Source organism: Roseovarius sp. JB2-10 (assembly GCF_055693585.1).
On sequence record NZ_CM146337.1, the window covers coordinates 459749 to 483865 of the forward strand.

Sequence of the window (24117 nt, forward strand, 5' to 3'; positions counted from 1 at the left end):
TCCGGATTTGCACAGGATTCTGCTCATGACCACGCTTGTTTTTGGCCACAAGTCACCCGATACCGATTCCACTGGCTCCCCCATTCTCTGGGCCTGGTACCTGAACGAAGTGAAGGGCGGCGACGCCGAGGCCGTATTGCTGGGTGAGCCCAACACAGAAGCCACGTTCATGCTGTCCCACTGGGATCTGCCCAAACCACGGATCATCGCAGATGTGGAGGCCGATCAGGCTTGCGTGATCGTTGACACCAACAACCCTGCCGAGCTGCCTGAAAACATCAACAACGCCGACGTACAGGCCATCATCGACCACCACAAACTGGTCGGCGGGCTGGAAACCAAGGGGCCAATCGACATCACCGTGCGCCCGCTGGCCTGCACCGCAACCATCATGGTTGATCTGATGGGCGACGATGCCGCCAAGATGCCAGATTGGGCCAAAGGCGCCGCGCTGACCTGTATTCTCAGCGACACGCTGGAATTCCGCAGCCCGACAACCACCGATCATGACCGCGCCGTGGCCGAAAAACTCGCGGCAGATCTGGGCATCAACATTGCTGATTATGCCGCTGACATGTTTGCTGCCAAATCTGACGTCAGCGCGTTTTCCGATGCGGAACTTCTGCGCATGGACAGCAAGGAATACGGCGTCGGCGACACGAAATTCCGCGTCAGCGTTCTGGAAACCACAGCACCGGCCACCGTGCTGGACCGCAAGGACAGCCTGATGGCCAGCATGACCGGCGTGGCCTCAGAGGACGGCGTGGATCAGGTGCTGCTCTTCGTGGTGGATATCCTCAACGAGGAAGCCACCCTTCTGGTGCCCAATGATCTGGTGAAATCTGTGGCCGAAAAGTCATTCGGCGCATCGGTATCCGGCGACACGGTTGTTCTGCCCGGCATCATGAGCCGCAAAAAACAGATCATTCCAAATTTGGCGGTCTGATCCGGCCAAAGCACGAGTAAAGGCCCGCACCGCTGGTGACGGGCCTTTTTTGTGGCGGCGACGTCAGAAATCGCGGCGCTTTTCCGCTCCGTGGTAGAGGATTTCAGACCAGGTTTCATTGACCTTGTCCCGCAGCGCCAGATCATCGGGCATCATGTTACCGGAGGGTCGTCCGGCACGCATGAAATTGCCGTGATTATCCTCGCCACGGATCAATTGGGCGTAGGTCGGTACGATGACCTGTTTCGTATAATCTGGCATGTAAGGCTGGATCACGAACCCAATCCGGCGGTCATCGCTTTGGTTGGGTTGTGAGCTGTGGATTACCCGCGCGCTGTGAAATGACGCCTGACCGGGGCGCAGGGTCAGCGACACGGCCTTGCTTTCATCCACGCCCTGCACCTCCTGTCCGCGGGTCAGGATATTTTCCTCGCCAAAGGTATCATCATGCTCGTGCAGCTCGCGGTGCGAACCGGGGATCATCTGCATGCATCCGCTCTGGTCATTGCTCTCCGACAGGGCGACCCAAGCTGTCACGCCTTCATGCGGCTCCAACCCCATGTACCGCGCGTCCTGATGCCAGCTGACAAAACCGGGGTCATGCGGCTCCTTGATAAAAAGCACCGTGCCGTAGTTCAGAATATTCGGCCCCACCAGATCTTCGGCGGCATCCACCAACGCAGTATTGTGCACAATCTCATCCAGACACATCAGGTTGAGATGGGCATTGTTGCGCGCAGCCCCCTGAAAGGCTTCGGGCCATTTCGCCTCGGCCTCTTCCAACGCGGCGCGCAGTTCGGCGGCTTCTTCTTCGGTGAAGATATCGACAGGCGAGACAAAGCCGTCCCTGTGATAGGCCTCGATCTGCGCCTCTGTCAGTTTTTTACCCATTTCCGGCCCCCTCTGGTGGTCTTGGTGAGGATTAAGCCATTGGGCTCGGCCCGCAGTCTATTCCAAAAGCGTCATTCCGGCAGGGCGGACATGAAGCGCACCAAATGGCGGGCCACCTGATCGCCCGCCTCGAGCAACAGCGAGTGTTTCAGCTCCGGCAGGATGACCAGTTCTGAATTCGGCAGGGCGTCATCGATCAATCGGTTGAGGCGTGGATTGCAGCCCCCGTCGTTCTCGCCGGTCAGGATCAGTGACGGCGCGGTTACCTCATGCAGCCAGGGTGCCATCTCGGTACCGGCGTAAATGCGGAACACGTTGAGGAATATGTCTGCGTTCGTATCAATTACCTGCTGCAGACGCCGTTCCACGACATCGCCATGCCGGGCGATGAAGTCATCGGTAAACCACCGATCCGTCAGCGTGCCAAGGACCTGCGGAATGCCCTTCTCCTCCATGGCACGCACCACGCCCCACACTTTGGCGCTGTCATCCTCGGTCCGGAAAGCGGCAGTGGACAAAAGCCCTAGCGACTTCACCCGCGCCGGGTGTTTGCGTGCATAGGCCGGGCCAATCATGCCCCCCAGGGAATGCCCCGCAAAATGGGCCGCACCAAACCCGGTTCGTTCCCGCACGCGTTCCAGATCATCCACCAAGGCATCAAGCCCGAATTCACCCATCGGCATCGGAGACGCACCGTGGCCGCGCAGATCATAAGTGATAACGGTAAAATGCGGCGTCAGGACTGGCAGGGCTTTGGCCCAGGTGTTGCGTGCAGCACCGATGCCATGGATCAAGAAAAGCGGCGGGCCGTCACCTTCAACGCTGTATTCGCAGTCAATCACATCGCTCATGTGCCGCCCTCAATCCGGAAAACGATCCGAATTCAGCTCGCCACCTGTGCCCCAGTCGGATTTCTCGACATCTGTGATGATAACCTGAACACCGGCAGGGTTACCGCCCGCCGCGCCAACAAACGCATCGGTCAGATCGCGGACAATCGCGCGCTTTTGCTCGATACTGCGGCCTTTGAACAATTCAACACGAATGATTGGCATGAAACTTCCCCTAATCGTCAGATTTTGGGCGCACCACATGGAAAGCGCCGCTCATATAGGTAAGCGGTTGCTCTCCGGCATCCGAAATGCCGGTAACATCGCCGATGCAAATGGCGTGGCTGCCATGAATGACCGTCCGGGTGAGCGAACAAGCAAAGGCCGTGGCGCGTGGCAGGATCGGACCTTCCGCCGTCGCAGTAATGTCCAGCCCTTCAAACCGGTTTGGCCGCGCCTCGTCAAAGGCCCCGGCGAAGGTATTGGCCAACTCAACGGCATCCTCGCTCAGGATGTTGACACAAAAGACGCCGTTATCCTTGACCGCCATCGCGATCCGGCTGTCGGCCTTGAGGCAGACAAGAACCGAAGGCGGATCTGCACTGAGCGACGAAAACGCACTTACCGTGGCACCCGACTGTCCGGCAGGTCCATCGGTTGTCACCACTGTCACGGTCGACGCGACCTTGCGCATGGCCGTGATAAATGCCTGACGTGCAGCCTTCATTGGGCGGCCTCCTGCACTGGCGTGCGACCCGTGAAATGCGGCATGACCTCCTCGGCAAAACACTGGATGGCATCCAGCGTCTCAGCGGCGTCGAGCCCGAAATTCATGTTCAGAATGACCCGGTCAATGCCCAGCTCGGCATAGGGGCCCAGCTTGTCGATCATCTCTTGTGGCTTGCAAATCAAAAGGCTTTCTCCGAGGTCTTCGACGCTCTGCTCGCGTGGCAGCTCGCGCACCATACCGTTATCCACGATGCCCGGGCCGGTAAAGACGTTATCGAACCGGCTGTAATACCTGTAGGCGGCCTCGACCTTGCGCTGACGTTCACCCGCGTTGCGCGCCACATGCGCCACGCGGCTGAGCGTTAGTGTCAGCGGCGCACCCGCCTCGCCCATTTCATCCTTGGCCCGGTTGAACCCGCCCACTTGGTCGAGCAGCAATTGATGATTGCCTGAGAGTGGCGTCGTCTGGATGTGAAAGCCGCGTTTCGTGCAGTGATAAATGCCTTCGGGGTTCATAACCGCCATCATCATGGAAATCGGCCGCACCGGGCGGGGCATGATCGTCAGCGGTTCAAACTGATAATACTTGCCCTCCCAACTGACCTCTTCGCGGGTCAGCAACGCCTGTAAAACATCGAGCGATTCATTGAACCGTCCCTGTGTTTCGTCCATCGGGACGCCGAGACGCTCCATTTCATAGGCAAACGCCCCGCGCCCGACCCCAAGCATCAACCGCCCTTCGGTAAAGATATCGGCCACTACGACCTCACCGGCGTAGGTGCGCATGTCATGCAAGGGCAGCACGACAATCGAGGTCATGATCTTGATCCGTTTGGTATGCGCCGCGATCTTGACCGCAAATTGCAGCGGCGCGGGCATCATCAGGCAATTCATCAAGTGATGTTCGGTGATCGACACCGCATCGAAACCCAGCCGATCCCCCAGCATTGCCTGATCCAGCATGTCCGCATAGACCCGGTCGCCGCCATAGGATTTTTCCGGGTAATCCGCCGAAAGCTGAAGACTGAATTCCATTTTTGCCCTCCTGACAGTGCCAAAGATGACAGAGTTATGCGGTCTAGGAAATCGAATTTAATCACATTGTTCGTTCGAATTTTGCGTAGTGTTACCAAATGGAGCGCGCGGTGCGCGCACAGGGCATCTCGGCCTCCTCCTGCGTCGTCTGCCTCGGGGAATGCCGCCACTGTGACATGTCTCCGCGACCAATTCTTGGTACTGGCATATCCGGGCGCTGCCTGCCATAGATGGCGCATGACACAGATCGTTGAAACTCTCGCCGAAATTTCCGCCCGCTATGAGGCGCTTTTTGTGGATCTCTGGGGATGCGTGCACAATGGTGTCACCCCATTCCCGGGCGCAGTCACAGCTTTGCAGCAATACCGTGCCGGTGGCGGAAAGGTAGTGCTTGTCACAAATTCACCCCGCGCCAGAGACCGTGTAGAGACGCAATTGGCACAAATCGGCGTTCCAACCGATTGCTGGGATACGATTGCGACCTCGGGTGACAGCGCCCGCGCGGCCATGTTCCGCGGCGTTGTGGGTGAAAAGGTCTATTTCATTGGACATGACGGCGATCGCAGAATTTTTGAACCGATCAACATCATTGAAGACCCGGTCAACGTCACCCCCGTGCCATTGGACGAGGCCGAAGGGATTGTGTGTGCCGGGCCATTCGATCCTATGGCTGATCCGGCGGACATGCGGCCTGACTTTCTATATGCCAAGCAAAAGGGCATGAAGTTACTGTGCGCCAATCCCGATATCATCGTGGATCGCGGTGATCGTCGCGAATGGTGTGCGGGCGCGCTTGCCAAGCTCTATACCGAGATGGGCGGCGAGAGCCTTTATTTCGGCAAACCGCATCCACCAATCTATGATCTGGCGCGCCGTCGTCTGACCGCTCTGGGCAAGGACATCGATTCGTCTGCGATTTTGGCCATCGGCGATGGCATCCTGACCGACATCGCAGGTGCCATGGGAGAAGATATCGACAGTCTTTTTATTTCTGGAGGTCTGGCCGCCATAGAAACCAAAACGTCGCACCAGCCAGACGAAAAAGCCCTAAGGTCCTATCTTGAAAGCGAAAATTACGCGCCGACCTACACGATTGGCCACCTTCGATAGTCAAAAAAACACTTGATTTTCTGCACCTGCAAAGTAATAAAGTTCCAACTTCAAGCGCTGCCTTATCCGAAAATTACGCGCCGAACCTGACTGGAGGGTCGAATGTTGGACAATATGCCCCGCGGAACCATTACCATCGAAGAGATCGAGATGGGCATGACGCGCAGCCTGCGCAAACTGGTGACCGACCGCGATATTGAGATGTTTGCCGAGGTTTCGACGGACCATAACCCGGTGCATATGGATGACGATTACGCCCGCGACACCATTTTTGAGGGGCGCATCGCCCATGGCATGCTGACGGCAGGTTTGATTTCCGCCGTCATCGGCGAGCAGCTTCCTGGTCACGGCACTGTCTACATGGGTCAGACGCTCAAGTTCCTGGCGCCTGTTCGTCCTGGGGACATGGTCGAAGCGGAAGTGGAAGTGATTGGCGTCGATCACGGCAAGCGCCGTGTTCAGCTGGACTGCCGCTGCATGGTAAACGGCAAGAAGGTACTGATCGGCGAGGCCACCGTGTTGGCCCCCTCCGGCAAATTCGACTAAGAAACGCGCCGAACCGCCGCGAATTTCGCGCAGATTGAACGATCTGCGCGTTTTCTTGCACTCTGAGCCATTAATAGTCCACGCGACCCAACCTACCTGTGTGTCACATCGTTTGACACATCAAGGAGGTCGCCATGCCGATCAAATTCATTACCAAAGATATCCACGCCTTTCTCGACTACCCGGTTGCGCTGGCATTGATTGGACTGCCATTTCTGTTGGGGCTTGGGGCCACCAATCCGATGGCACTCTGGCTGTCAGTTGTCACTGGCATCGCCGCCTTTGCCCTGACGGTTCTGACAGATCACAAACTTGGCCTGATCCGAGTGCTGCCCTATTCATTCCATATGGCCGTTGACCTGATTGTTGGCCTGAGCTTTCTCGCTGCGCCGTTTGTCTTTGTTTTCACCGGTCTGGATGCCGCCTTCTACTGGCTCAACGGGGCTGCCGTTTGCCTTGTGATCGCGGCCCATAAACCCGAGCCTGAGGCCCACCCCGCCGTGTAACGCAATCGCGCGCTTGCACAGCTTCGCATGGGGCGGTACCCCTGCCCCATGCGCATCATTCGTGATTATGATTTCCTTGACCCGTCCGACCGAGGCGCCAGCGTGGCCATCGGTAATTTTGACGGGGTACATATCGGGCATCGCACGGTCATTGATCTGGCCCGCGCCAAGGCAACGGAACTGGGCGCACCTCTGGGTATCCTGACGTTCGAACCGCATCCGCGACAGTATTTTGCACCCGATGCTCCACCCTTTCGGCTGATGGGTCCCGAAGCCCGCGCGAACCGGCTGGAAAAACTGGGCGTAAAGCGCCTCTACGAAATCAATTTCAATGCCGCCCTCTCGGCTCTTACCCCGCGTGACTTTGCTCAGAACGTGATCACCGATGGGTTGGGCTTGAAACACGTCGTTGTTGGTGCGGATTTCTGTTTTGGCCAAGCGCGCGCAGGCAACGCCAAAACACTCCAGGATTTTGGTGTTGAAATGGGGTTTGGGGTCACGATTGCCGAGCTTTTGGAAGGCGATCTGGGTCAGGTTTCCTCGACGGCCATACGCACCGCGCTCAGCGATGGCCGTCCTCGTGACGCCGCCGCAATGCTGGGACACTGGCACCGGATCGAAGGGCCTGTTGTGGGTGGCGAACAACGCGGACGCGAGTTGGGCTATCCCACCACCAACATGTCGATTGAAGGATTGCACCCGCCCAAATTTGGCGTCTACGCGGTCATGGTAGACGTTTTGGATGGCCCGCACAAAGGCACCTACAAAGGGGCGGCCAGCCTTGGCGTGCGCCCGATGTTCAACGGCGAAATGCCCAATCTCGAGACATTCCTGTTTGATTTCTCGGGCGATCTTTACGGCGCAGATTTGTCGGTTGCACTGGTCGAATACCTCCGCCCGGAGGCAACGTTCGACAGCCTCGAGGCGTTCATCGCGCAAATGGATGCAGATTGCGTCCGCGCGCGGGACATATTGGCGCAGCCATGAAGGATCCGATTGATCGCACCGGCCTGCGCGACCGGTTTTGGGAAACGGTCCCGATAACCCTGATGACCCAACGCGAATGGGAAGCCCTTTGTGACGGCTGTGGCAAATGTTGCATGAACAAGCTGGAGGACGAGGACACCGAGGAAGTGGCCCTGACCTGTATTGCCTGCCGACTGTTTGACGACAGCACATGTCGTTGCACCCAATATGGCATCCGGCATCAGTTTGTACCCGAATGCGTGGTGCTGAGCCCTAAGAACATGGACCAGAATCTGTATTGGATCCCGGAAACCTGCGCATACAAGCTGCTGTGGACCGGGCAGAAACTCTTTGACTGGCATCCGCTGATTTCGGGAAGCCCGCAAACCGTTCACGACGCAAAGGTGTCCATGCAACACAGAACCGTCCCAGAGTTCGAAATTGATGAAGACGATTGGGAAAATCATATAATCGAGGAACCGGTTTAGATGTATTTCGCTTCTGATAACGCGGGCCCGGCGCATCCGGCAGTGCTTGCGGCCGTAACGGATGCCAACACGGGCTACCAACCCTCCTATGGTGACGATGCCATGATGGACCGGGTCCGCGCCATGATCCGCGATCAGTTCGAAGCGCCAGACGCTGCGGTTTACCTGGTGGCGACGGGGACCGCTGCCAATGCTTTGGCGCTCTCGACATTGGCGCAGCCGTGGCAGACGATCTTTTGCACCCCGCTATCGCACATTCAGCGCGATGAATGCCATGCCCCGGAGTTTTTCACCGGCGGGTCAAAACTTACCTTGGTTGGTGATGCGGACAAGATGACGCCAGACACGTTGGGCGCGGCCATCGAGGATTGGGTTTACGGCGATGTCCATGTATCGCAGCGCGGCCCAATTTCACTCACGCAGGTGACGGAGATGGGTCATGTCTATTCGCTGGACGAACTCAACGCCCTGACCAGCCTCACCAAAACATACCGGTTGCCGGTGCACATGGACGGTGCCCGTTTTGCCAACGCGCTGGCCGCCCTAGGCTGCACACCAGCAGAAATGACCTGGCGCGCGGGGATTGACGCGGTCAGCTTCGGGGGAACAAAAAACGGATGCATGGGCGTCGAAGCCGTGATTTTCTTTGACCCGAAACATGCATGGGAGTTCGAGTTGCGCCGCAAACGGGCCGCGCATCTTTTCTCGAAGCACCGGTATCTGTCGGCGCAAATGTTGGGATATCTCTCTCAAGCGGAGTGGCGCAAAACGGCGGCAAAATCCAATGCCGCCTGTGCCCGACTGGCCGCCGGCTTGCGGGCCATCCCGGATGCGGTGTTACTGAACGAGCCGCAGGCCAACATGATTTTTGCCACGTTGCCGCGTGCCACCCATCAACGGCTGCAGGACGCGGGCGCATCTTACCAACTCCATGGCACGCTCCAAGGCGACGACCCGAGTGCAGCACTTTCGATGCGCCTCGTGTGTGATTGGTCCATGACAGACGCGTTGATTGACCAATTCCTCGATATCGCCAAAGGATAACACCGAGGGGCATCGGCCTCACCGCGTTTTCAGGAATTGCAGGATTTCCGCACTGACCTGATCCGGATGTGTCAAAGGAACCATATGTCCCGCGCCCATGACCATGGCGCGCCTCACATCTGGCAAGCGGTTTTCCAGACCTTGGCAAACAGCACCTATGATCTTTGGTGCGGCACTTCCCTCGATGATCAAGACAGGCATCGTCACACGCCCAATCCGCTCTGGCGCCAAGACATTTGCAACATCATCAATGATCGCCGGCCCGCTGGCCCGGATCAGGGGCATCTGCGCCGCCAACATGTCTTGCTGCGCTTGGGTCACTGCCCTGATTGGAAATCCGTGGCCCCAGATTTCAGTGAACTCACGTGCCGCCGTCGCGTGATCCCCCGCAACCATGGCCGCTTCATACTTGGCGGACAGCGCGGCATGGGCCTGGGCCACGTCAGGTTGGTCTGCGATGGCAACGGCGAAAAAAACGGGCTCGATCAGGGTCAGCGTTCTGACCAAGTCAGGCCGTTCCACGGCCAATCGCAATGCAACGGTTGCGCCAAAGGAATGGCCGATGACATCCACCGGCCCACTTTCCAGAAACGCCGCCGCGATCTCGGCCGTTACGCCCTGCAATTCGCCGCGATCGTCCCAATCCGCACTATGTCCATGTCCGGGCATATCGAACGCGGTCATCGACAACGCGCCGGATAGTTGCCGGGACACCGGGCCCCACGCGGCCGACGAGGCCAAAGCACAATGGATCAACAACCCATCACGTGGGCCCTGACCAAAAGTTGTCCAATAGGTCTCAAACCCCGCCTTGAACGCCTTTGGCATGTATCAGAGATCACCAGACAGATGCGCGTCCAGATCCTCGAGCCGATCCTGACCCCAAAACTTCTGTCCGCTGTCGACCACATAGAAAGGCGCGCCAAAAACGCCAACCTTTACTGCTTCTTCGAGGTTGGCAGCGTACGTTTCAGCGCCGGACAAAAGCCCGCTATTGGCCAGTTCGGGATCAAAGCCAGCAGCACTCAGACTGGCGCGGATCACATCATCTTGCGCAATGTCACGCTCTTCAGACCAAACCGCGCGGGTCAACGCATGTACCAACCCACCCAGATCGCCGCCACCGGCTGACTGCGCGGCAATGACGGCATAGCTCGATGGTGCTGAATTGGTCGGCCAATGCGCCGGTTGCAGGTTCAAATGCATGCCCCGTTTTCGGGCCTGGCGTGGCAGGTCCTGTGCACGGTATTGCTGCCGCGATGGGTGCCTGTCCTTGGGCGGCTGCCCACCGGTGCGCCCAAACAGCGCGATGATGTCGAGCGGTTTGTAGGTGATCGTCGCACCGTGCCGCGCGGCGATTTCTTCCATCGTCACACCTGCAATGTAGGTGAAGGGCGACAGTGTCGAAAAATAATAGTCGATATGGGCCATTTTCTGATCTCCACCCCGCTGCATCGCTTTGCCAGACCCTACGCGCATGCTAAGCGGTGTCAACGTCACGATTCTGTCATGTAGCGCACCTCGGGGGAACCAGCTATGCCATCCACTCCAGAGCCAAAACTGATCTCAGGCAACGCCAATATGCCCTTGGCTAAGGCCATAGCTCGCCGCATGTCGATGCACCGCGGCACCAGTGTGGGCCTCTGTGATGCCCGCGTGGAACGGTTCAACGATGGTGAGATTTTTGTGGAAGTGTACGAGAACGTGCGCGGCGAGGATATGTTCATCATCCAGCCAACGTCGAACCCGGCAAATGACAACCTGATGGAACTTCTGATCATGGCCGATGCGCTCAGGCGTTCTTCGGCACGGCGTATTACCGCGGTGATCCCCTATTTCGGCTATGCCCGTCAGGACCGCCGGTCGCGCGCGCGCACACCGATCTCCGCCAAGCTGGTTGCCAACATGATCGTTGAGGCCGGCATTGAACGCGTCCTGACAATGGACCTGCACGCGGCGCAGATTCAGGGCTTTTTCGATATCCCCGTGGACAACCTCTACGCTTCTCCCATCTTCGCGCTCGACATTTTGAAACAGTTCAAAGGGTCAACCGGCGACTTGATGGTTGTGTCACCGGATGTGGGCGGCGTGGCGCGTGCACGCGAGCTGGCCAAGCGGATCAACGCCCCGCTGAGCATTGTCGACAAACGCCGCGAAAAGCCCGGCGAAGTGGCCGAGATGACGGTAATCGGCGACGTAAAGGGCAAGAAATGCCTGATTGTGGACGATATGGTCGACACGGCAGGCACGCTATGCAAGGCCGCCGAAGTCCTGATGGAAAACGGTGCGGCTGAAGTGCACTCCTACATCACGCATGGCGTCATGTCCGGCCCGGCCGTCGAACGGGTCACGAAGTCAGTGATGAAATCCCTCGTCCTGACCGACACGATTGCGCCGCGCGCGAGTTTCGCAGACGCCAAGAACATTCGCATCGTTCCAACCGCACCCGTCTTTGCCCAAGCCATTCTGAACATCTGGAGCGGGACATCTGTATCCTCGCTTTTTGACACGGAAACACTGGGCCCGATCTACGAAGGGCTGTACGCGGCCGAGTGAGCGCGAGCCAGCGGTGTAACTTTCACACCCAGAGCATCAGAGCGCGCTGGTCCATTAGTCAGGCAGCAAACAGAAGGATCTTCATCCACAAAGCCCGCCAGAGCCCAACGCCCCCAGCATCAGGCATTCTTCCGGCGTAAAACGGCTTCCTTCTGCGCTGGAGACAACCGGTGCAAAGGAAAAGGTGTCGTCCAATTCGTCGGGGGCGTTGATCACCCGCCACTGCACACCGTTGTGCTGCAAATCAACCTCCACAGCGGCGGTTTTGCTTGCTGCACCCGCCGTATTGGCAATCGCACTGTAAAGCGCGCCACGTTCGCCCAATCCTTCAAACGACGACGACGCGCGCATCGTCAGGTCAAAAGAACACGTCGCTTCCCCGGCTTGCGACTGGCGGCAGGTGACGTTTTCAAGCGTGGACGGACCAAAATCCACAATCAGTGACCCAGCCTGATCTGTAATCGTTCGCACGCCACCAATCGTATGGATCAAACGGCCGCCCAGATCGCCAAGAGACGTCTCTTGCTGGGGGTACCGGCCCTGTAAGTGCACGATGACAGCCCGCCGCAGATGAGCCGTGGTAATTTCAGACGCCGGTTGGGGAGACTGCGCCGCAAAAGCGGCCGTTTCCTGCAAAGCACGGTCCATGTCCTTGCGAAATGCGGTTTCAAGCTGTTCTTCGATGCTGACATATGTCCCGTCTGCAATCGCGGCGGCGCGCGCGGCTCGGCGCTCGGCTCTTTTGCGTTTGGTTTCCGCCCACTGCGCCTCATTCGCAGCCTTTGCCATGCCAAGGAACGGCGCGGCCTGATCGCAATCGATCTCGTCAACCGCCACGCCATCCACCTCGTTCACTCGCCGCAGCACCAGATCCGTACCCACAAACCCGCTCAGAATCTCGCGCAGCCTCGACTCAAGCTGTGAACACGACGCCGGATATGCCGCTTCAATTGACACAAGCGCATCATAATGTTCGGGAAAAAACTCAGCGGAACGATGCACAAAGGACGTAACGCAGCGGATCGCATAATCCGTCAAATCGGGTGCATCGGCGATCCCGATACAGTCGTGCCAGACGGGTCGCGAACCTGATATCGTCAAAATCAAGTCAGACGCCATAACGCAACTGGGCCGCGCGAACGGCTCGGCGCCCGGAAGACCAAGGTTCTTTCTTTCGTTCCAGGCAATCTTGTTCAACGCGTCCGGGTCTTCTGCAATCAATCGGCCGGTGACCAGCCGTCGCCGGATTTCCATGCACGTATCACCCTGATTGTATCTATGGGGCTCGCTTTGCGCGCAGGTAGTTGTTGCAGCCAAATCGGTAAAATCTGTCCCGGAGCAGGATGCAGCCGCGCGTTCCGGCAACCAGATCAACCAAAGCGACGCCAAAAAAAGGAAAAGAAACGCTCTCATCTGAAATCCAACCAGCAATAGAATAACGTCATTTAAAACATGGCTTTTCCACCATTTCAATTGATGCGACGCGCAATCTTCAGGTCGTGGATTGACCCACGCACCAAGAACCACCGATCGGTTTCCGCGAACTACCGCGCGGGACTTGCCTAAATTTCCACCCCCTGGCACCCTTCGCTGCACAGGACACCAAGACAGTGGTGCCTTTTTCCCGTCAGCATACGTCATGATCCGGGTGGAAGCCTGTCGCGCTTCGTGGCAGAACAGGTCCGACGGAGTATTGCAGAACCCGGGGGCGCACATGACCACACAATTTGGAAAGGGATGCCATTTGCATCTGATCGATGGGTCGGCCTTCATCTTTCGTGCCTACCATGCGCTACCGCCGCTGACGCGTAAGTCGGACGGCCTGCCCATCGGGGCAGTCAGTGGATTTTGCAACATGCTGCAGCGCTATATCTCGGACCACACTGGCGCAGACGCGCCAACCCATGTCGCAGTGATTTTCGACAAGGGCAGCCACACGTTTCGCAACGATCTCTACTCCGAATACAAAGCCAACCGCGAGGCGATGCCTGAAGATCTGCGTCCGCAAATTCCTCTAACGCGCGAGGCGACCCTTGCGTTCAACATCGCATGCAAGGAAATCGAAGGCTTCGAGGCCGATGACATCATAGCGACCTTGTCGGTCCAGGCACGCGATGCGGGTGGGCGTGTGACCATCATCAGCTCAGACAAGGACCTGATGCAACTGGTCGGTGGCGGCGTCGAGATGTTGGATGCAATGAAGAACAAGCGTATTGATGTCGAAGGCGTGGAAGAAAAGTTTGGCGTGGGACCGGACCGCGTGGTCGATGTACAGGCACTGGCGGGCGACAGTGTCGATAACGTCCCCGGCGCTCCCGGAATTGGCATCAAGACCGCCGCCCTTTTGATCAATGAATTTGGTGATCTGGAGACGCTGCTGGACCGTGCCGGTGAGATCAAACAACCCAAACGCCGCGAAACACTCATCGACAAGCGCGAACAGATCGAGCTGAGCAAAAAACTGGTGCAGCTCGACCTCAATACCCCCCTCGATTTTACGCTGGATGATCTTGAGGTCAAAGATCCCGACCCCGATGCATTGCTGGCCTTTCTGGCCGAAATGGAATTCCGCACATTGTCGAAACGCGTCGCCGATGCGCTTGGCGCAGAGGCCCCGGTGATTGATGACACACCTGCCGCCTCTGATGATGCCCCTGCACCGGAATGGCCCGCCATCGACCCTGAAAAATACGAACATGTTAGCGACATGGACGCACTTCAGAAATGGATTGATCGGATCACATATGTGGGTCACGTCGCGGTCGACACCGAAACCACATCGCTGAATGAAATGCAGGCGGAATTGGTTGGTGTTTCGCTGGCGGTTGATCCCGGTGAAGCCTGCTACATCCCGTTGACCCACAAGGAGGGTGAAGATGCCGGTGACCTCTTTGCAACGGACACCTTGGCCAAGGGACAAATGGCGTTTGATGCCGTTCTGGCCGCGCTGAAGCCTGTTTTGGAGGATGATGCGATCCTCAAAATCGGTCAGAATATGAAATACGACGCCAAGATTTTCGCCCGTCATGGCATTGCCGTCGCCCCGTTCGACGACACGATGCTGATGTCCTATGCCCTGAATGCGGGCGTTCATAATCACGGCATGGATGCGCTTTCGGACCGGTACCTGAACCACAGCCCCATCCCGATCAAATCCCTGCTTGGCACTGGAAAATCGGCCATCACGTTTGACCGTGTCCCCGTGGATGAGGCGGTCAAATACGCCGCCGAAGATGCCGATATCACCTTGCGGCTATGGCATATCTTCAAGCCCCTGTTGCATCGCACAGAAGTCACCAGCGTCTACGAAACGCTTGAACGCCCCTTGGGGCCCGTGCTGGCGCGCATGGAGATGCAAGGCATCAAAGTGGATCGCGAAACGCTGTCGCGCATGTCCAACGCCTTTGCCCAGAAAATGGCAGGGCTGGAGGCGGAGATTTACGAATTAGCAGGGCGCAGTTTCAACGTCGGATCACCCAAGCAACTGGGTGAAATCCTCTTCGATGAAATGGGGATCGAAGGCGGGAAAAAGGGCAAAACCGGTGCCTACGCCACCGGCGCGGATGTGCTGGAGGATTTGGCTACAGAACATGAACTGCCGGCACGTGTTCTAGATTGGCGACAGCTCAGCAAACTCAAATCCACCTATACAGACGCGCTGCAAGATCACATCGATCCCGACACCCACCGCGTGCACACGTCGTATGTTCAGACCGGTGCCAGCACAGGCCGTCTGGCATCAACCGACCCGAACCTACAAAACATCCCAGTGCGCACCGAAGAAGGCCGTCGCATTCGCGAGGCCTTTGTGGCCGAGCCGGGCAATACACTGATATCCCTGGATTATTCGCAGATCGAATTGCGTATTCTTGCCCATGTGGCCGATATCCCCGCTTTGAAACAGGCCTTTGCCGATGGGTTGGACATTCACGCGATGACCGCGTCCGAAATGTTCGATGTTCCGCTGGATGAAATGACGCCAGAAGTACGGCGCCGGGCAAAGGCGATCAACTTTGGGGTCATCTATGGCATCTCCGGCTTTGGCCTGGCTCGAAACTTGCGTATTCCACGGGCCGAAGCGCAGGGCTTTATCGACCGGTATTTTGAGCGTTTCCCCGGCATTCGAACCTACATGGATGACACGGTCAAATTCGCCAAGGAACATGGTTTCGTGCAGACCCTGTTTGGTCGTAAAATCCACACGCCCGAGATCAACGCCAAAGGCCCTCACGCCGGGTTTGCCAAACGCGCGGCGATCAACGCACCCATTCAGGGCACCGCTGCGGATATCATCCGCCGGGCCATGATCCGGATGCCCGAAGCCATCTCTGCTCTGCCTTGCAAAATGCTACTGCAAGTACATGACGAATTGCTTTTTGAAGCCGAGGAAAGCGCCGCACCGGACGTGATCAACGCGGCACGTGAGATCATGGAAGGGGCCGCCGCCCCGGCGATTCACCTGGACGTGCCGTTGACCGTGGATGCAGGCCAAGGCATTAACTGGGCCGAAGCGCATTAAGACCAGAAGACGTCAGGCTGCCGGTGCGCTGCCCGGCATATAGGAGCTGAGCTCTTCAAACATGCTGCTGGAGCGGCACCCGCAAGCACCTCAAGCTCCCCGCCTTCGGCATCTATTTTCAGAATAGCAGGGGCAGGCAGGTTGTGATTGACGATAAGACTTTCTGGCGCATCGGAGTAAAACGCACGACACCCAAGTTTCACTGTCCCTTGTTGGTACCGACATCAACGATGATTTTGGGGGCAAACTGCGTTCTTTTCAGTATCGAAAGAGCGCCACGTCGCCAAAACCTCCCGTAAGGTCGAGGTCTAGAGGGCGGGATGTTCAGAAGGTTTGAGGATATCCGTACTTTTGACACGCACCAATTCATCGAAGGGCAGCGGTTTGGCATATAAAAAACCTTGGTGCTCATGACATCCCTGCTCAATCAACCAATCGCGTTGTTTTGTCGTTTCAACACCCTCGGCAATCACCCGCAACCCAAGGGCCTTGCCCATATCAATCACACCGTTTGCGAGCTTCTTATTCTCCTTTTCGCAAATCAGGGAACGGTCAATTTTTATGCATTGGATTGGATGCTTGTTCAGCCGGGCGATGTTGGAATATCCGGTCCCAAAGTCATCGATCGCGATTTTATAGCCCAAATCAACGACCTTGCGCAGTTTTTCGTTAAACCGCCAATCGCCCAAATGAAGCTGGGATTCCGTCAATTCCAGCTCGAGGTATTCCGTACTGAAGCCCGATTTGGACGCGAACCGCCGCAGTTGGCCCATCAATTCGGGGCCATGAAACTGCATCGGGGCCACGTTCACTGAAAACCGGTAGGGCTTCATGTAATCTGGCAGGCGCATGTATGCTTCGACGGTTTCTTCCAGAACCCAATGGCCCAATTCCAGGATCAGCCCTGTTTCTTCTGCCACTGGGATAAACTCGGTTGGCCCCATTTGCTTGCCATCGCGTGTGGTCAATCGGGCAAGTGCTTCGGCCCCGATAATGCGCCCCGTGGTGTGGCAAACCTGCGGTTGGAAGCGTAAATCCATATCTTGGCAGCGGTCCGAGAGCGCATGGCTCAACTCGGCCTCGATGCTCAGAAAACGCTCCCGCTGATGGCTTAAAACATCGCGGTAGGGGCGCACCTGTCCGCCACCTAGGTTCTTGGCCTCATACTGCGCCAAATCCGCCCGAACCAGAAGGTCGTCAAAATTGTCCGGACCACTCTGCGCGGTTGCATGGCAAATTCCGAGGCTGCAGTAGATCCGCAATTCGTGGTTATCGATCTTGACCGGGCTTTTCAGAGCACGGACAAACTTTCCCGCAATCTTCGACATGTCCGACAACCTGACATCGGATTTGACCAAGACACAAAATTCATCCCCGCCAAGACGACCCAGAATGGCATCCTTTGGAAAGAAGCCCCGCAACCGTTCGGCCACTTCCGCCAAAATCTGATCACCGACCGCGTGACCCAACGTGTCATTCACATCCTTGAACCTGTCGAGGTCAAAGAGCATCAGGAAAATGCCCAACCCCATGTCAAAGGCGGTTTCGATATAGCTGTTGGCATGTGTTGCCAGAAAAGTTCGGTTGAAGAGGCCCGTCAACATGTCCTGATTGGCCAACCGTTCCACGGCGCGTTTGGCATGTTCACGCTCGGTGATGTCCAGTTCGGTGAGCAGCAGCGTCTTGATGCCATCGACCGCATCAGTGCTCCGGCGCGCTTCGATCTCATGAATACGCGGGCCACGCGTGGTCATCACGTCACTGATGATCAGTCCTTCTTGCCCCAGACGCGCCATTTCCATCAGTGTTTGCAGCGCATAGTCGTTCAGGATTCTATCCTGCAGCAGGCCTTTTTTGTGCCCGAACGCGCGCAATGCGGCTGGATTTGCATAAAGGCAGCTTCCGTTATTGTCGTAGGTGGAAACCATTGCGCCTGTATAAAGTAGCGCCTGCGATCCCCGCAAAAGCTCTTCAGGTTGCTCACCCACTTCCTGAGCCTCACAGAGCATGGCCATCGTGCCATCCGTTTTGATGCACCCACGAAATCGACACCGAACCGTTTTTGGAATGTCTTTGGGATAGAGCGTCCAGCTTTCGTCAAACATTGCGCCGGTCTCAAATTGAACCAGGTAGAGTGACAGCCGCTCTCGAATGGAATTCGACATGTCCCCACTCATATCGCGTCCAAGCAGTTCCTGCAGCGTATCCGCTTCCCAAAGCGCGACTGCGGCTTCGTTCGCCCAGATGACGCGGGCCGCATTTACATCAAAAACCCATACCGGAAACTGCGAGAATTGCATGACATGCAGGTCGTGTTCGCGCGTACACGAAGACGGCAATTCGTCGACATATGTCTGAAACTCAAATGACACGCGAAACCAGTCCATTGGCGATACAGTGGGTATCGCCAGACCATGGGTCAAATCCGTTAACGGATCGTTAATAATTGTTTATGACCTGCGAATTAACCGTGCGGTTTCAGCGGAATTTTCGGCTTAGTACAGCTGCCAATCATCTTCGTGAGCAACCTCTCCGATTGCCATCCACCGCGCGCGCGCGCGCCACACGGCTATCGCCCCATGTGCGGAAAACCACGTCGAAACCGGTTGCCGTGATATTTTCAGCCGAAATATCGGCCCGTGCGTTGGTTGCGCTATCCATATCCCACATAGAAAGCGCAATGTGTACAGCGGGTGGTGATTTAAACGATTGGCTGAAACTAAGGGTGTGGCGGCGTTCCCGCGGGCCATTGCCCGTCCACATATCCCCGCCATCCTCGTAATCCGAGAACAGAACTTCCTCACCTTGATCGACGCCGATCGACTGTTTTACAAACTTTTTCATTCGTCACACACTCAACTTGATGTTGATGCCCCTACTATGACTTTTCGGCGAAATTGAGAAAGAAAAAAGAAAAAGGGGCCCCAAAGGCCCCTTGTCATTGCCGATCAAAGCGCCGCTCAATCAGCTGTCAGGCCAATTTCACCGCCCATTGCGACCATATCCGCCAGCAATTTGGCAGCATCGTCAACCGGGCCAGGCTCGTTTACGAACGTATCCTGTGCCTTGGAAAGTTTCTCCTTGGCGTCATCCACCATCGCCTTGAAGTCTTCCTGGGTCATGTCCGCTTTGGGAACGGCGCGCTCCGCCAGCACCGAAATACCTTCGGGGCTGATTTCCGCAAACCCGCCGGTGACAACATATTCTGTCTCACCATCGGCGCTGCTCACGCGCAAAACGCCAGGGCGCAGGGTTGTGATCAGCGGCGCGTGGTCCGGCAGCGCGGTCATGTCACCTTCGGCACCGGGTATCTGCACTTCCTTTGCATCCACCGACGCCAGAAGACGCTCGGGGCTTACCAGATCGAATTGCACTGTGTCAGCCATTTATGGCCTCCTTGTCGGGCGTCTCCGGGGCATCAAAGCCCCGGGTCAGCGACAGTTACTTATGCCGCGTCAGCAGCCATTTGCTCGGCTTTGGCTTTCACCTCTTCGATGCCGCCTACCATGTAGAAGGCGCCTTCGGGCAGGTGATCATACTCACCCGCAACCACGGCCTTGAACGACGCGATGGTTTCTTCCAGCGGCACCTGAACGCCGTCGGAACCGGTGAAAACTTTCGCCACGTCGAAGGGCTGGCTGAGGAAGCGCTGAATTTTCCGGGCGCGGGCCACGGTCAACTTATCTTCTTCCGAAAGTTCGTCCATGCCGAGGATGGCGATGATATCCTGAAGCGACTTGTAGCGCTGCAGGATACCCTGAACGTCACGTGCCACCTGGTAGTGCTCTTCACCTACAACAGCCGGGTCCATCAGACGCGATGTTGAATCGAGCGGGTCCACCGCAGGGTAAATACCAAGCTCGGAGATCGCACGGGAAAGAACGGTCGTCGCATCAAGGTGCGCAAACGATGTTGCAGGTGCAGGGTCAGTAAGGTCATCGGCAGGCACGTAAACCGCTTGCACCGAGGTGATCGAACCGGCTTTGGTCGACGTAATCCGTTCCTGCATCGCACCCATGTCCGTGGCCAGCGTCGGCTGGTAGCCCACAGCCGAGGGGATACGACCCAGAAGGGCCGAAACCTCGGAACCGGCTTGGGTAAAGCGGAAGATGTTGTCGACGAAGAAGAGAACGTCAGTACCGGACTGATCCCGGAACTGCTCGGCCAGGGTCAGACCGGACAGAGCCACACGCATCCGCGCTCCGGGAGGTTCGTTCATCTGACCGTAAACCAGGGCCACCTGGCTTTCTTCGAGGTTATCAGGGTTGATAACATTGGATTCGATCATCTCGTGGTAAAGGTCGTTACCTTCACGCGTCCGCTCACCCACACCGGCGAAAACCGAGAAACCCGAGTGCACTTTGGCGATGTTGTTGATCAATTCCATGATGAGAACGGTCTTGCCCACGCCCGCACCGCCGAAGAGGCCAATTTTACCGCCCTTCGCGTAGGGGGCCAGCAGGTCAACAACCTTGATGCCGGTGACCAGAACTTCGGATTCTGTCGACTGTTCAGCGAATTGAGGCGCATCCTGATGGATCGCACGGTATTCTTTGGCTTTTACGGGGCCCTGTTCATCCACAGGCTCACCCACAACGTTCAGGATACGGCCCAGTGTCGCGTTGCCCACTGGCATCTGGATCGGGCTACCGCTGTCGGTCACTTCCTGACCGCGGACCAGACCTTCGGTCGCGTCCATCGCGATGGCACGAACGGTGTTTTCACCAAGGTGCTGCGCGACTTCGAGGATCAGGTTTTTCCCGTTATTGTCGGTTGTCAGCGAGTTCAAAATCTCGGGCAGGTGATCGTCGAACTGAACGTCCACCACGGCGCCGATGACCTGGGTCACTTTGCCTTTTGCGTTTGCCATTTTTCGTCTCCGGTTCTTTTAGAGCGCTTCCGCGCCCGAAATGATTTCAATAAGCTCGTTGGTGATCACGGCCTGACGTGAGCGGTTGAACTGGATCGTCAGTTTGTCGATCATTTCGCCCGCGTTACGTGTTGCGTTGTCCATCGCGGACATCCGTGCACCTTGTTCCGACGCGCCATTTTCCAAAAGCGCGCTAAAGATCGCTGTGGCCACGCCGCGTGGCAGCAAATCTGACAGGATGGCCTGTTCATCCGGCTCAAAGTCGTAGAACGCGCTTTCGCCCTCGCCATCGTCTGCCGTTTCGAACGTCGCAGGGATCACCTGCTGCATGGTCGGGATCTGGCTGACGACGTTTTCGAACTTCGAGTAGAAGATCTTGGCGACGTCAAATTCACCCGCGTCAAACCGATCCAGAACATCCGCGGCAATGGCTTGAGCATCAGCGTAACCGACGTTCTTGACCTCGGTCAGATCGACATGGTGGATATAAAGATCGCCCACGTCACGTTTGATCGCGTCGCGGCCTTTTTTACCCACGGTAATGATTTTGACCGTCTTGCCTTCACCTTGAAGTTTCAGCGCCTCGGCGCGGGCCAGCTTGGCAATATTGCCATTGAAGCCACCGCACAAACCGCGTTCGGCGGTCATCACGACCAGCAAATGCGTCTGATCCGACCCCGTGCCACTCAGCAGTTTTGGCGCGTTCTCAGATGATCCAACCGAAGACGCAAGCTTGGCCATCACAGCATTGAACCGCTCGGCATACGGGCGCGACATCTCAGCCTTTTCCTGCGCGCGGCGAAGCTTCGCCGCGGCAACCATTTGCATGGCCTTCGTGATCTTGCGGGTCGATTTGACCGACTCGATCCGTGTTTTAAGGTCCTTTAGACTTGGCATAGGCCCTCGTCCCTTCCCTTAAGCAAAATCAGCTGCGAATTCGTCCAGCGCGGCTTTGATCTTGTCTTCGAGCTCGTCTTTCACCTTGCGGTCATTCTCGGTGATGTCCTTGAGCAGATCAGCATGCTTGCCACGCAGATGGGCCAGCAGACCTTTTTCCCAACGACCCACGTCAGACACGTCCGACTTGTCGAGGTAGCCTTTTGTGCCAGCATAGATGACGCACACGATTTCGGCGTTGGATAGCGGCGCATACTGTGCCTGCTTCATCAACTCGGTCAGGCGCGCACCACGGGCCAGCAATTGCTGCGTGGCGGCATCAAGATCAGAACCGAACTGCGCAAACGCAGCCATTTCGCGGTACTGCGCCAGTGACAATTTCACCGGACCAGCCACCGACGACATCGCCTTGGTCTGTGCTGAAGACCCCACGCGGGAGACCGACAGACCGGTATTCACCGCAGGACGAATGCCCTGATAGAAGAGTTCGGTCTCGAGGAAGATCTGACCATCGGTGATCGAAATCACGTTGGTCGGAATAAACGCCGAAACGTCGCCGCCCTGAGTTTCAATGATCGGCAGCGCTGTCAGCGAACCGGCACCATTGTCTTCGTTCAGCTTGGCCGAACGCTCCAGCAGGCGGGAGTGAAGATAGAAAACGTCACCAGGATAGGCTTCACGTCCAGGTGGACGGCGCAGCAGCAGCGACATCTGGCGATAAGACACGGCCTGTTTCGACAAATCGTCATAAACGATCAGAGCGTGGCGACCATTGTCACGGAAATGCTCGGCCATCGCCGTTGCGGAATAAGGCGCAAGGAACTGCATTGGCGCGGGGTCCGAAGCGGTCGCAGCCACAACAATCGAATATTCCATCGATCCGGCTTCTTCGAGCTTCTTCACCAGCTGAGCCACTGTCGAGCGCTTTTGACCAACGGCAACATAGACACAGTAGAGCTTCTTGCTCTCATCATCGCCCGCATCGTCGTTGTAGGATTTCTGGTTCAGCATGGCATCCAGCGCAACTGCCGTTTTACCTGTCTGACGGTCACCAATGATCAACTCGCGCTGGCCACGGCCAATCGGGATCATCGCGTCAACGGATTTCAGACCGGTTGCCATCGGCTCGTGAACCGATTTACGCGGGATGATGCCGGGCGCTTTGACGTCGGCCAAACCACGTTTCTTGGTCTTGATCGGGCCCTTGCCGTCCAGCGGGTTGCCCAGAGCGTCCACAACGCGACCGAGCAGCTCGTCCCCAATCGGAACGTCCACGATCGACTTCGTGCGCTTAACCGTGTCACCCTCTTTGATGTCCCGGTCAGAACCGAAGATCACGACACCGACGTTGTCGATCTCGAGGTTCAACGCCATGCCCATGATCGAGCCGGGGAATTCTACAAGCTCACCGGCCTGCACATTGTCCAACCCGTGTACACGCGCAATACCATCACCAACGGACAGCACACGACCAACCTCTGTCACTTCGGCTTCTTCACCGAAATTCTTGATCTGGTCCTTCAGGATCGCAGAAATCTCTGCTGCTTGGATACCCATTTATCCGACCTCTTTCATTGCATTCTGGAGGGAGTTCAGGCGCGAGCGGATCGACGTGTCGATCATTTTCGAGCCCACCTTAACGATAAGACCGCCGATGAGGCTTTCATCAACGGTCGCATTTATTTTCACGGCTTTGCCCATGCGGGCCTTCAGCGTCTTTGCCAGTTTGTCGGACTGTGCTTTGGTCAATGCCTTGGCACTGGTCACTTCGGCAGTCATCTCACCTTTGTCTTCGGCGATCATCGCCTGAAGCTGCGAAATCAGCTGCGGCAGCACAAAGAGACGGCGCTTTTCAGCCATCAGGCCCAGGCCGTTTTGCAACACGGTTTCGAGACCCATCTTCTTGCCGACAGCCGCAATTGCCGCACCTTGGTCAGTACGCGAGATAACGGGGCTGCTGATCAGATCACGCAAATCGGCGCTGTCATTAAGAGCGGCGCCAATATTGCTCAGGTTCGATTCGAGTTTTTTGAGGGACTTGCCCTCTTTGGAAATCTCGAAAATGGCAGTGGCATAGCGCGCGGCGATGCCGGAAGAAATCGAAGCTGGTTCGGACACGTCCACCCTTCCGATAATCTGGCCCCGGTTTTTTCAATCGGCTTACGGGCCGCTTCCGGGGACGTT

At 57.0% G+C, this 24117-nt stretch carries 24 protein-coding genes and 1 pseudogene; 9 read left to right on the forward strand and 16 right to left on the reverse strand.

Going from position 1 to position 24117, the window contains the following annotated elements; translation table 11 throughout:
• The first annotated feature begins 25 nt into the window (after positions 1-25).
• On the forward strand, positions 26-946 hold the full coding sequence (locus ACZ1HJ_RS02250; RefSeq protein ID WP_472720742.1) for a manganese-dependent inorganic pyrophosphatase: 921 nt from the start codon (positions 26-28) through the stop codon (positions 944-946).
• A gap of 63 nt (positions 947-1009) precedes the next feature.
• On the opposite strand, the gene ACZ1HJ_RS02255 is transcribed toward ACZ1HJ_RS02250, so the two are convergent.
• The 5 genes from ACZ1HJ_RS02255 to ACZ1HJ_RS02275 all read right to left on the reverse strand — a co-directional run bounded on the left by ACZ1HJ_RS02255 (position 1010) and on the right by ACZ1HJ_RS02275 (position 4431).
• A complete protein-coding gene (locus tag ACZ1HJ_RS02255) occupies positions 1010-1837 on the reverse strand; it encodes a phytanoyl-CoA dioxygenase family protein (RefSeq protein WP_472720743.1) in 828 nt (275 codons plus the stop codon).
• A gap of 71 nt (positions 1838-1908) precedes the next feature.
• Complete coding sequence (locus ACZ1HJ_RS02260) at positions 1909-2688, reverse strand: alpha/beta fold hydrolase (RefSeq protein ID WP_472720744.1); 780 nt, start codon at positions 2686-2688, stop codon at positions 1909-1911.
• Between the two features lie 9 nt (positions 2689-2697).
• Entirely contained in the window at positions 2698-2892 is a 195-nt protein-coding gene (locus tag ACZ1HJ_RS02265; protein WP_472720745.1) for a tautomerase family protein, read from the reverse strand.
• 10 nt (positions 2893-2902) lie between these two features.
• Positions 2903-3394, reverse strand: a complete 492-nt coding sequence (locus tag ACZ1HJ_RS02270) for a flavin reductase family protein (RefSeq protein WP_472720746.1) — start codon at positions 3392-3394, stop codon at positions 2903-2905.
• Positions 3391-4431 (reverse strand): LLM class flavin-dependent oxidoreductase, encoded by a 1041-nt coding sequence (locus tag ACZ1HJ_RS02275; protein WP_472720747.1) that lies wholly within the window; start codon positions 4429-4431, stop codon positions 3391-3393. Before ACZ1HJ_RS02275 ends, ACZ1HJ_RS02270 begins: the two co-directional genes overlap by 4 nt.
• 237 nt (positions 4432-4668) lie before the next feature.
• Between ACZ1HJ_RS02275 and ACZ1HJ_RS02280 the strand changes: the two genes are divergently transcribed.
• The 6 genes from ACZ1HJ_RS02280 to ACZ1HJ_RS02305 all read left to right on the forward strand — a co-directional run bounded on the left by ACZ1HJ_RS02280 (position 4669) and on the right by ACZ1HJ_RS02305 (position 9091).
• Complete coding sequence (locus ACZ1HJ_RS02280; RefSeq protein WP_472720748.1) at positions 4669-5541, forward strand: TIGR01459 family HAD-type hydrolase; 873 nt, start codon at positions 4669-4671, stop codon at positions 5539-5541.
• A gap of 102 nt (positions 5542-5643) precedes the next feature.
• Entirely contained in the window at positions 5644-6087 is a 444-nt protein-coding gene (locus tag ACZ1HJ_RS02285; RefSeq protein WP_472720749.1) for a MaoC family dehydratase, read from the forward strand.
• Positions 6088-6221: 134 nt separating this feature from the next.
• Positions 6222-6593, forward strand: coding sequence for a hypothetical protein (locus ACZ1HJ_RS02290; RefSeq protein ID WP_472720750.1), 372 nt, complete (start codon positions 6222-6224; stop codon positions 6591-6593).
• 48 nt (positions 6594-6641) lie between these two features.
• Entirely contained in the window at positions 6642-7580 is a 939-nt protein-coding gene (locus ACZ1HJ_RS02295) for a bifunctional riboflavin kinase/FAD synthetase (protein ID WP_472720751.1), read from the forward strand.
• A complete protein-coding gene (locus ACZ1HJ_RS02300; protein ID WP_472720752.1) occupies positions 7577-8047 on the forward strand; it encodes a YcgN family cysteine cluster protein in 471 nt (156 codons plus the stop codon). The genes ACZ1HJ_RS02295 and ACZ1HJ_RS02300 overlap by 4 nt, the downstream gene beginning before the upstream one ends.
• Positions 8048-9091 (forward strand): threonine aldolase family protein, encoded by a 1044-nt coding sequence (locus tag ACZ1HJ_RS02305; RefSeq protein ID WP_472720753.1) that lies wholly within the window; start codon positions 8048-8050, stop codon positions 9089-9091.
• 18 nt (positions 9092-9109) lie between these two features.
• On the opposite strand, the gene ACZ1HJ_RS02310 is transcribed toward ACZ1HJ_RS02305, so the two are convergent.
• Positions 9110-9919 (reverse strand): alpha/beta fold hydrolase, encoded by an 810-nt coding sequence (locus ACZ1HJ_RS02310; protein WP_472720754.1) that lies wholly within the window; start codon positions 9917-9919, stop codon positions 9110-9112.
• A 3-nt stretch (positions 9920-9922) separates the two neighbouring features.
• A complete protein-coding gene (locus ACZ1HJ_RS02315; protein ID WP_472720755.1) occupies positions 9923-10522 on the reverse strand; it encodes a DsbA family protein in 600 nt (199 codons plus the stop codon).
• A 105-nt stretch (positions 10523-10627) separates the two neighbouring features.
• Here ACZ1HJ_RS02315 and ACZ1HJ_RS02320 point away from each other — a divergent pair, with 105 nt between their 5' ends.
• Positions 10628-11647, forward strand: a complete 1020-nt coding sequence (locus tag ACZ1HJ_RS02320) for a ribose-phosphate pyrophosphokinase (RefSeq protein ID WP_472720756.1) — start codon at positions 10628-10630, stop codon at positions 11645-11647.
• 81 nt (positions 11648-11728) lie between these two features.
• Here ACZ1HJ_RS02320 and ACZ1HJ_RS02325 read toward each other — a convergent pair whose 3' ends face one another.
• Positions 11729-12901 carry a hypothetical protein gene (locus ACZ1HJ_RS02325; protein WP_472720757.1) on the reverse strand — a complete coding sequence of 391 codons (1173 nt, stop codon included), beginning with the start codon at positions 12899-12901 and terminating at the stop codon, positions 11729-11731.
• 460 nt (positions 12902-13361) lie between these two features.
• On the opposite strand from ACZ1HJ_RS02325, the gene polA reads away from it, so the two are divergent.
• Positions 13362-16166 (forward strand): DNA polymerase I, encoded by a 2805-nt coding sequence (gene polA / locus ACZ1HJ_RS02330; RefSeq protein ID WP_472720758.1) that lies wholly within the window; start codon positions 13362-13364, stop codon positions 16164-16166.
• On the opposite strand, the gene ACZ1HJ_RS02335 is transcribed toward polA, so the two are convergent.
• The 8 genes and pseudogenes from ACZ1HJ_RS02335 to ACZ1HJ_RS02370 form a co-directional block, all read right to left on the reverse strand.
• Positions 16163-16369, reverse strand: a complete 207-nt coding sequence (locus ACZ1HJ_RS02335; protein WP_472720759.1) for an FkbM family methyltransferase — start codon at positions 16367-16369, stop codon at positions 16163-16165. The genes polA and ACZ1HJ_RS02335 overlap by 4 nt on opposite strands.
• Positions 16370-16474: 105 nt before the next feature.
• Positions 16475-18538, reverse strand: a complete 2064-nt coding sequence (locus ACZ1HJ_RS02340) for a putative bifunctional diguanylate cyclase/phosphodiesterase (RefSeq protein ID WP_472720760.1) — start codon at positions 18536-18538, stop codon at positions 16475-16477.
• Between the two features lie 123 nt (positions 18539-18661).
• A pseudogene (locus ACZ1HJ_RS02345) lies at positions 18662-19010 on the reverse strand (H-type lectin domain-containing protein).
• 116 nt (positions 19011-19126) lie between these two features.
• On the reverse strand, positions 19127-19552 hold the full coding sequence (locus ACZ1HJ_RS02350; RefSeq protein ID WP_472720761.1) for a F0F1 ATP synthase subunit epsilon: 426 nt from the start codon (positions 19550-19552) through the stop codon (positions 19127-19129).
• A gap of 59 nt (positions 19553-19611) precedes the next feature.
• A complete protein-coding gene (gene atpD / locus ACZ1HJ_RS02355; protein WP_472720762.1) occupies positions 19612-21036 on the reverse strand; it encodes a F0F1 ATP synthase subunit beta in 1425 nt (474 codons plus the stop codon).
• Between the two features lie 18 nt (positions 21037-21054).
• Complete coding sequence (locus ACZ1HJ_RS02360) at positions 21055-21933, reverse strand: F0F1 ATP synthase subunit gamma (RefSeq protein WP_472720763.1); 879 nt, start codon at positions 21931-21933, stop codon at positions 21055-21057.
• An 18-nt stretch (positions 21934-21951) separates the two neighbouring features.
• Positions 21952-23490, reverse strand: a complete 1539-nt coding sequence (gene atpA, locus ACZ1HJ_RS02365; RefSeq protein ID WP_472720764.1) for a F0F1 ATP synthase subunit alpha — start codon at positions 23488-23490, stop codon at positions 21952-21954.
• On the reverse strand, positions 23491-24051 hold the full coding sequence (locus tag ACZ1HJ_RS02370; RefSeq protein ID WP_472720765.1) for a F0F1 ATP synthase subunit delta: 561 nt from the start codon (positions 24049-24051) through the stop codon (positions 23491-23493).
• Between the last annotated feature and the right edge of the window lie 66 nt (positions 24052-24117).

Coding starts and splice junctions, on each gene's coding strand:
- atpD (WP_472720762.1), bottom strand. CDS start 21,036: ATGGCAAACGCAAAAGGCAAAGTGACCCAGGTCATCGGCGCCGTGGTG.
- ACZ1HJ_RS02260 (WP_472720744.1), bottom strand. CDS start 2,688: ATGAGCGATGTGATTGACTGCGAATACAGCGTTGAAGGTGACGGCCCG.
- ACZ1HJ_RS02315 (WP_472720755.1), bottom strand. CDS start 10,522: ATGGCCCATATCGACTATTATTTTTCGACACTGTCGCCCTTCACCTAC.
- ACZ1HJ_RS02360 (WP_472720763.1), bottom strand. CDS start 21,933: ATGCCAAGTCTAAAGGACCTTAAAACACGGATCGAGTCGGTCAAATCG.
- ACZ1HJ_RS02275 (WP_472720747.1), bottom strand. CDS start 4,431: ATGGAATTCAGTCTTCAGCTTTCGGCGGATTACCCGGAAAAATCCTAT.
- ACZ1HJ_RS02290 (WP_472720750.1), top strand. CDS start 6,222: ATGCCGATCAAATTCATTACCAAAGATATCCACGCCTTTCTCGACTAC.
- ACZ1HJ_RS02350 (WP_472720761.1), bottom strand. CDS start 19,552: ATGGCTGACACAGTGCAATTCGATCTGGTAAGCCCCGAGCGTCTTCTG.
- ACZ1HJ_RS02310 (WP_472720754.1), bottom strand. CDS start 9,919: ATGCCAAAGGCGTTCAAGGCGGGGTTTGAGACCTATTGGACAACTTTT.
- ACZ1HJ_RS02265 (WP_472720745.1), bottom strand. CDS start 2,892: ATGCCAATCATTCGTGTTGAATTGTTCAAAGGCCGCAGTATCGAGCAA.
- ACZ1HJ_RS02305 (WP_472720753.1), top strand. CDS start 8,048: ATGTATTTCGCTTCTGATAACGCGGGCCCGGCGCATCCGGCAGTGCTT.
- ACZ1HJ_RS02250 (WP_472720742.1), top strand. CDS start 26: ATGACCACGCTTGTTTTTGGCCACAAGTCACCCGATACCGATTCCACT.
- ACZ1HJ_RS02320 (WP_472720756.1), top strand. CDS start 10,628: ATGCCATCCACTCCAGAGCCAAAACTGATCTCAGGCAACGCCAATATG.
- atpA (WP_472720764.1), bottom strand. CDS start 23,490: ATGGGTATCCAAGCAGCAGAGATTTCTGCGATCCTGAAGGACCAGATC.
- ACZ1HJ_RS02325 (WP_472720757.1), bottom strand. CDS start 12,901: ATGGAAATCCGGCGACGGCTGGTCACCGGCCGATTGATTGCAGAAGAC.
- polA (WP_472720758.1), top strand. CDS start 13,362: ATGACCACACAATTTGGAAAGGGATGCCATTTGCATCTGATCGATGGG.
- ACZ1HJ_RS02270 (WP_472720746.1), bottom strand. CDS start 3,394: ATGAAGGCTGCACGTCAGGCATTTATCACGGCCATGCGCAAGGTCGCG.
- ACZ1HJ_RS02295 (WP_472720751.1), top strand. CDS start 6,642: ATGCGCATCATTCGTGATTATGATTTCCTTGACCCGTCCGACCGAGGC.
- ACZ1HJ_RS02280 (WP_472720748.1), top strand. CDS start 4,669: ATGACACAGATCGTTGAAACTCTCGCCGAAATTTCCGCCCGCTATGAG.
- ACZ1HJ_RS02285 (WP_472720749.1), top strand. CDS start 5,644: ATGTTGGACAATATGCCCCGCGGAACCATTACCATCGAAGAGATCGAG.
- ACZ1HJ_RS02255 (WP_472720743.1), bottom strand. CDS start 1,837: ATGGGTAAAAAACTGACAGAGGCGCAGATCGAGGCCTATCACAGGGAC.
- ACZ1HJ_RS02300 (WP_472720752.1), top strand. CDS start 7,577: ATGAAGGATCCGATTGATCGCACCGGCCTGCGCGACCGGTTTTGGGAA.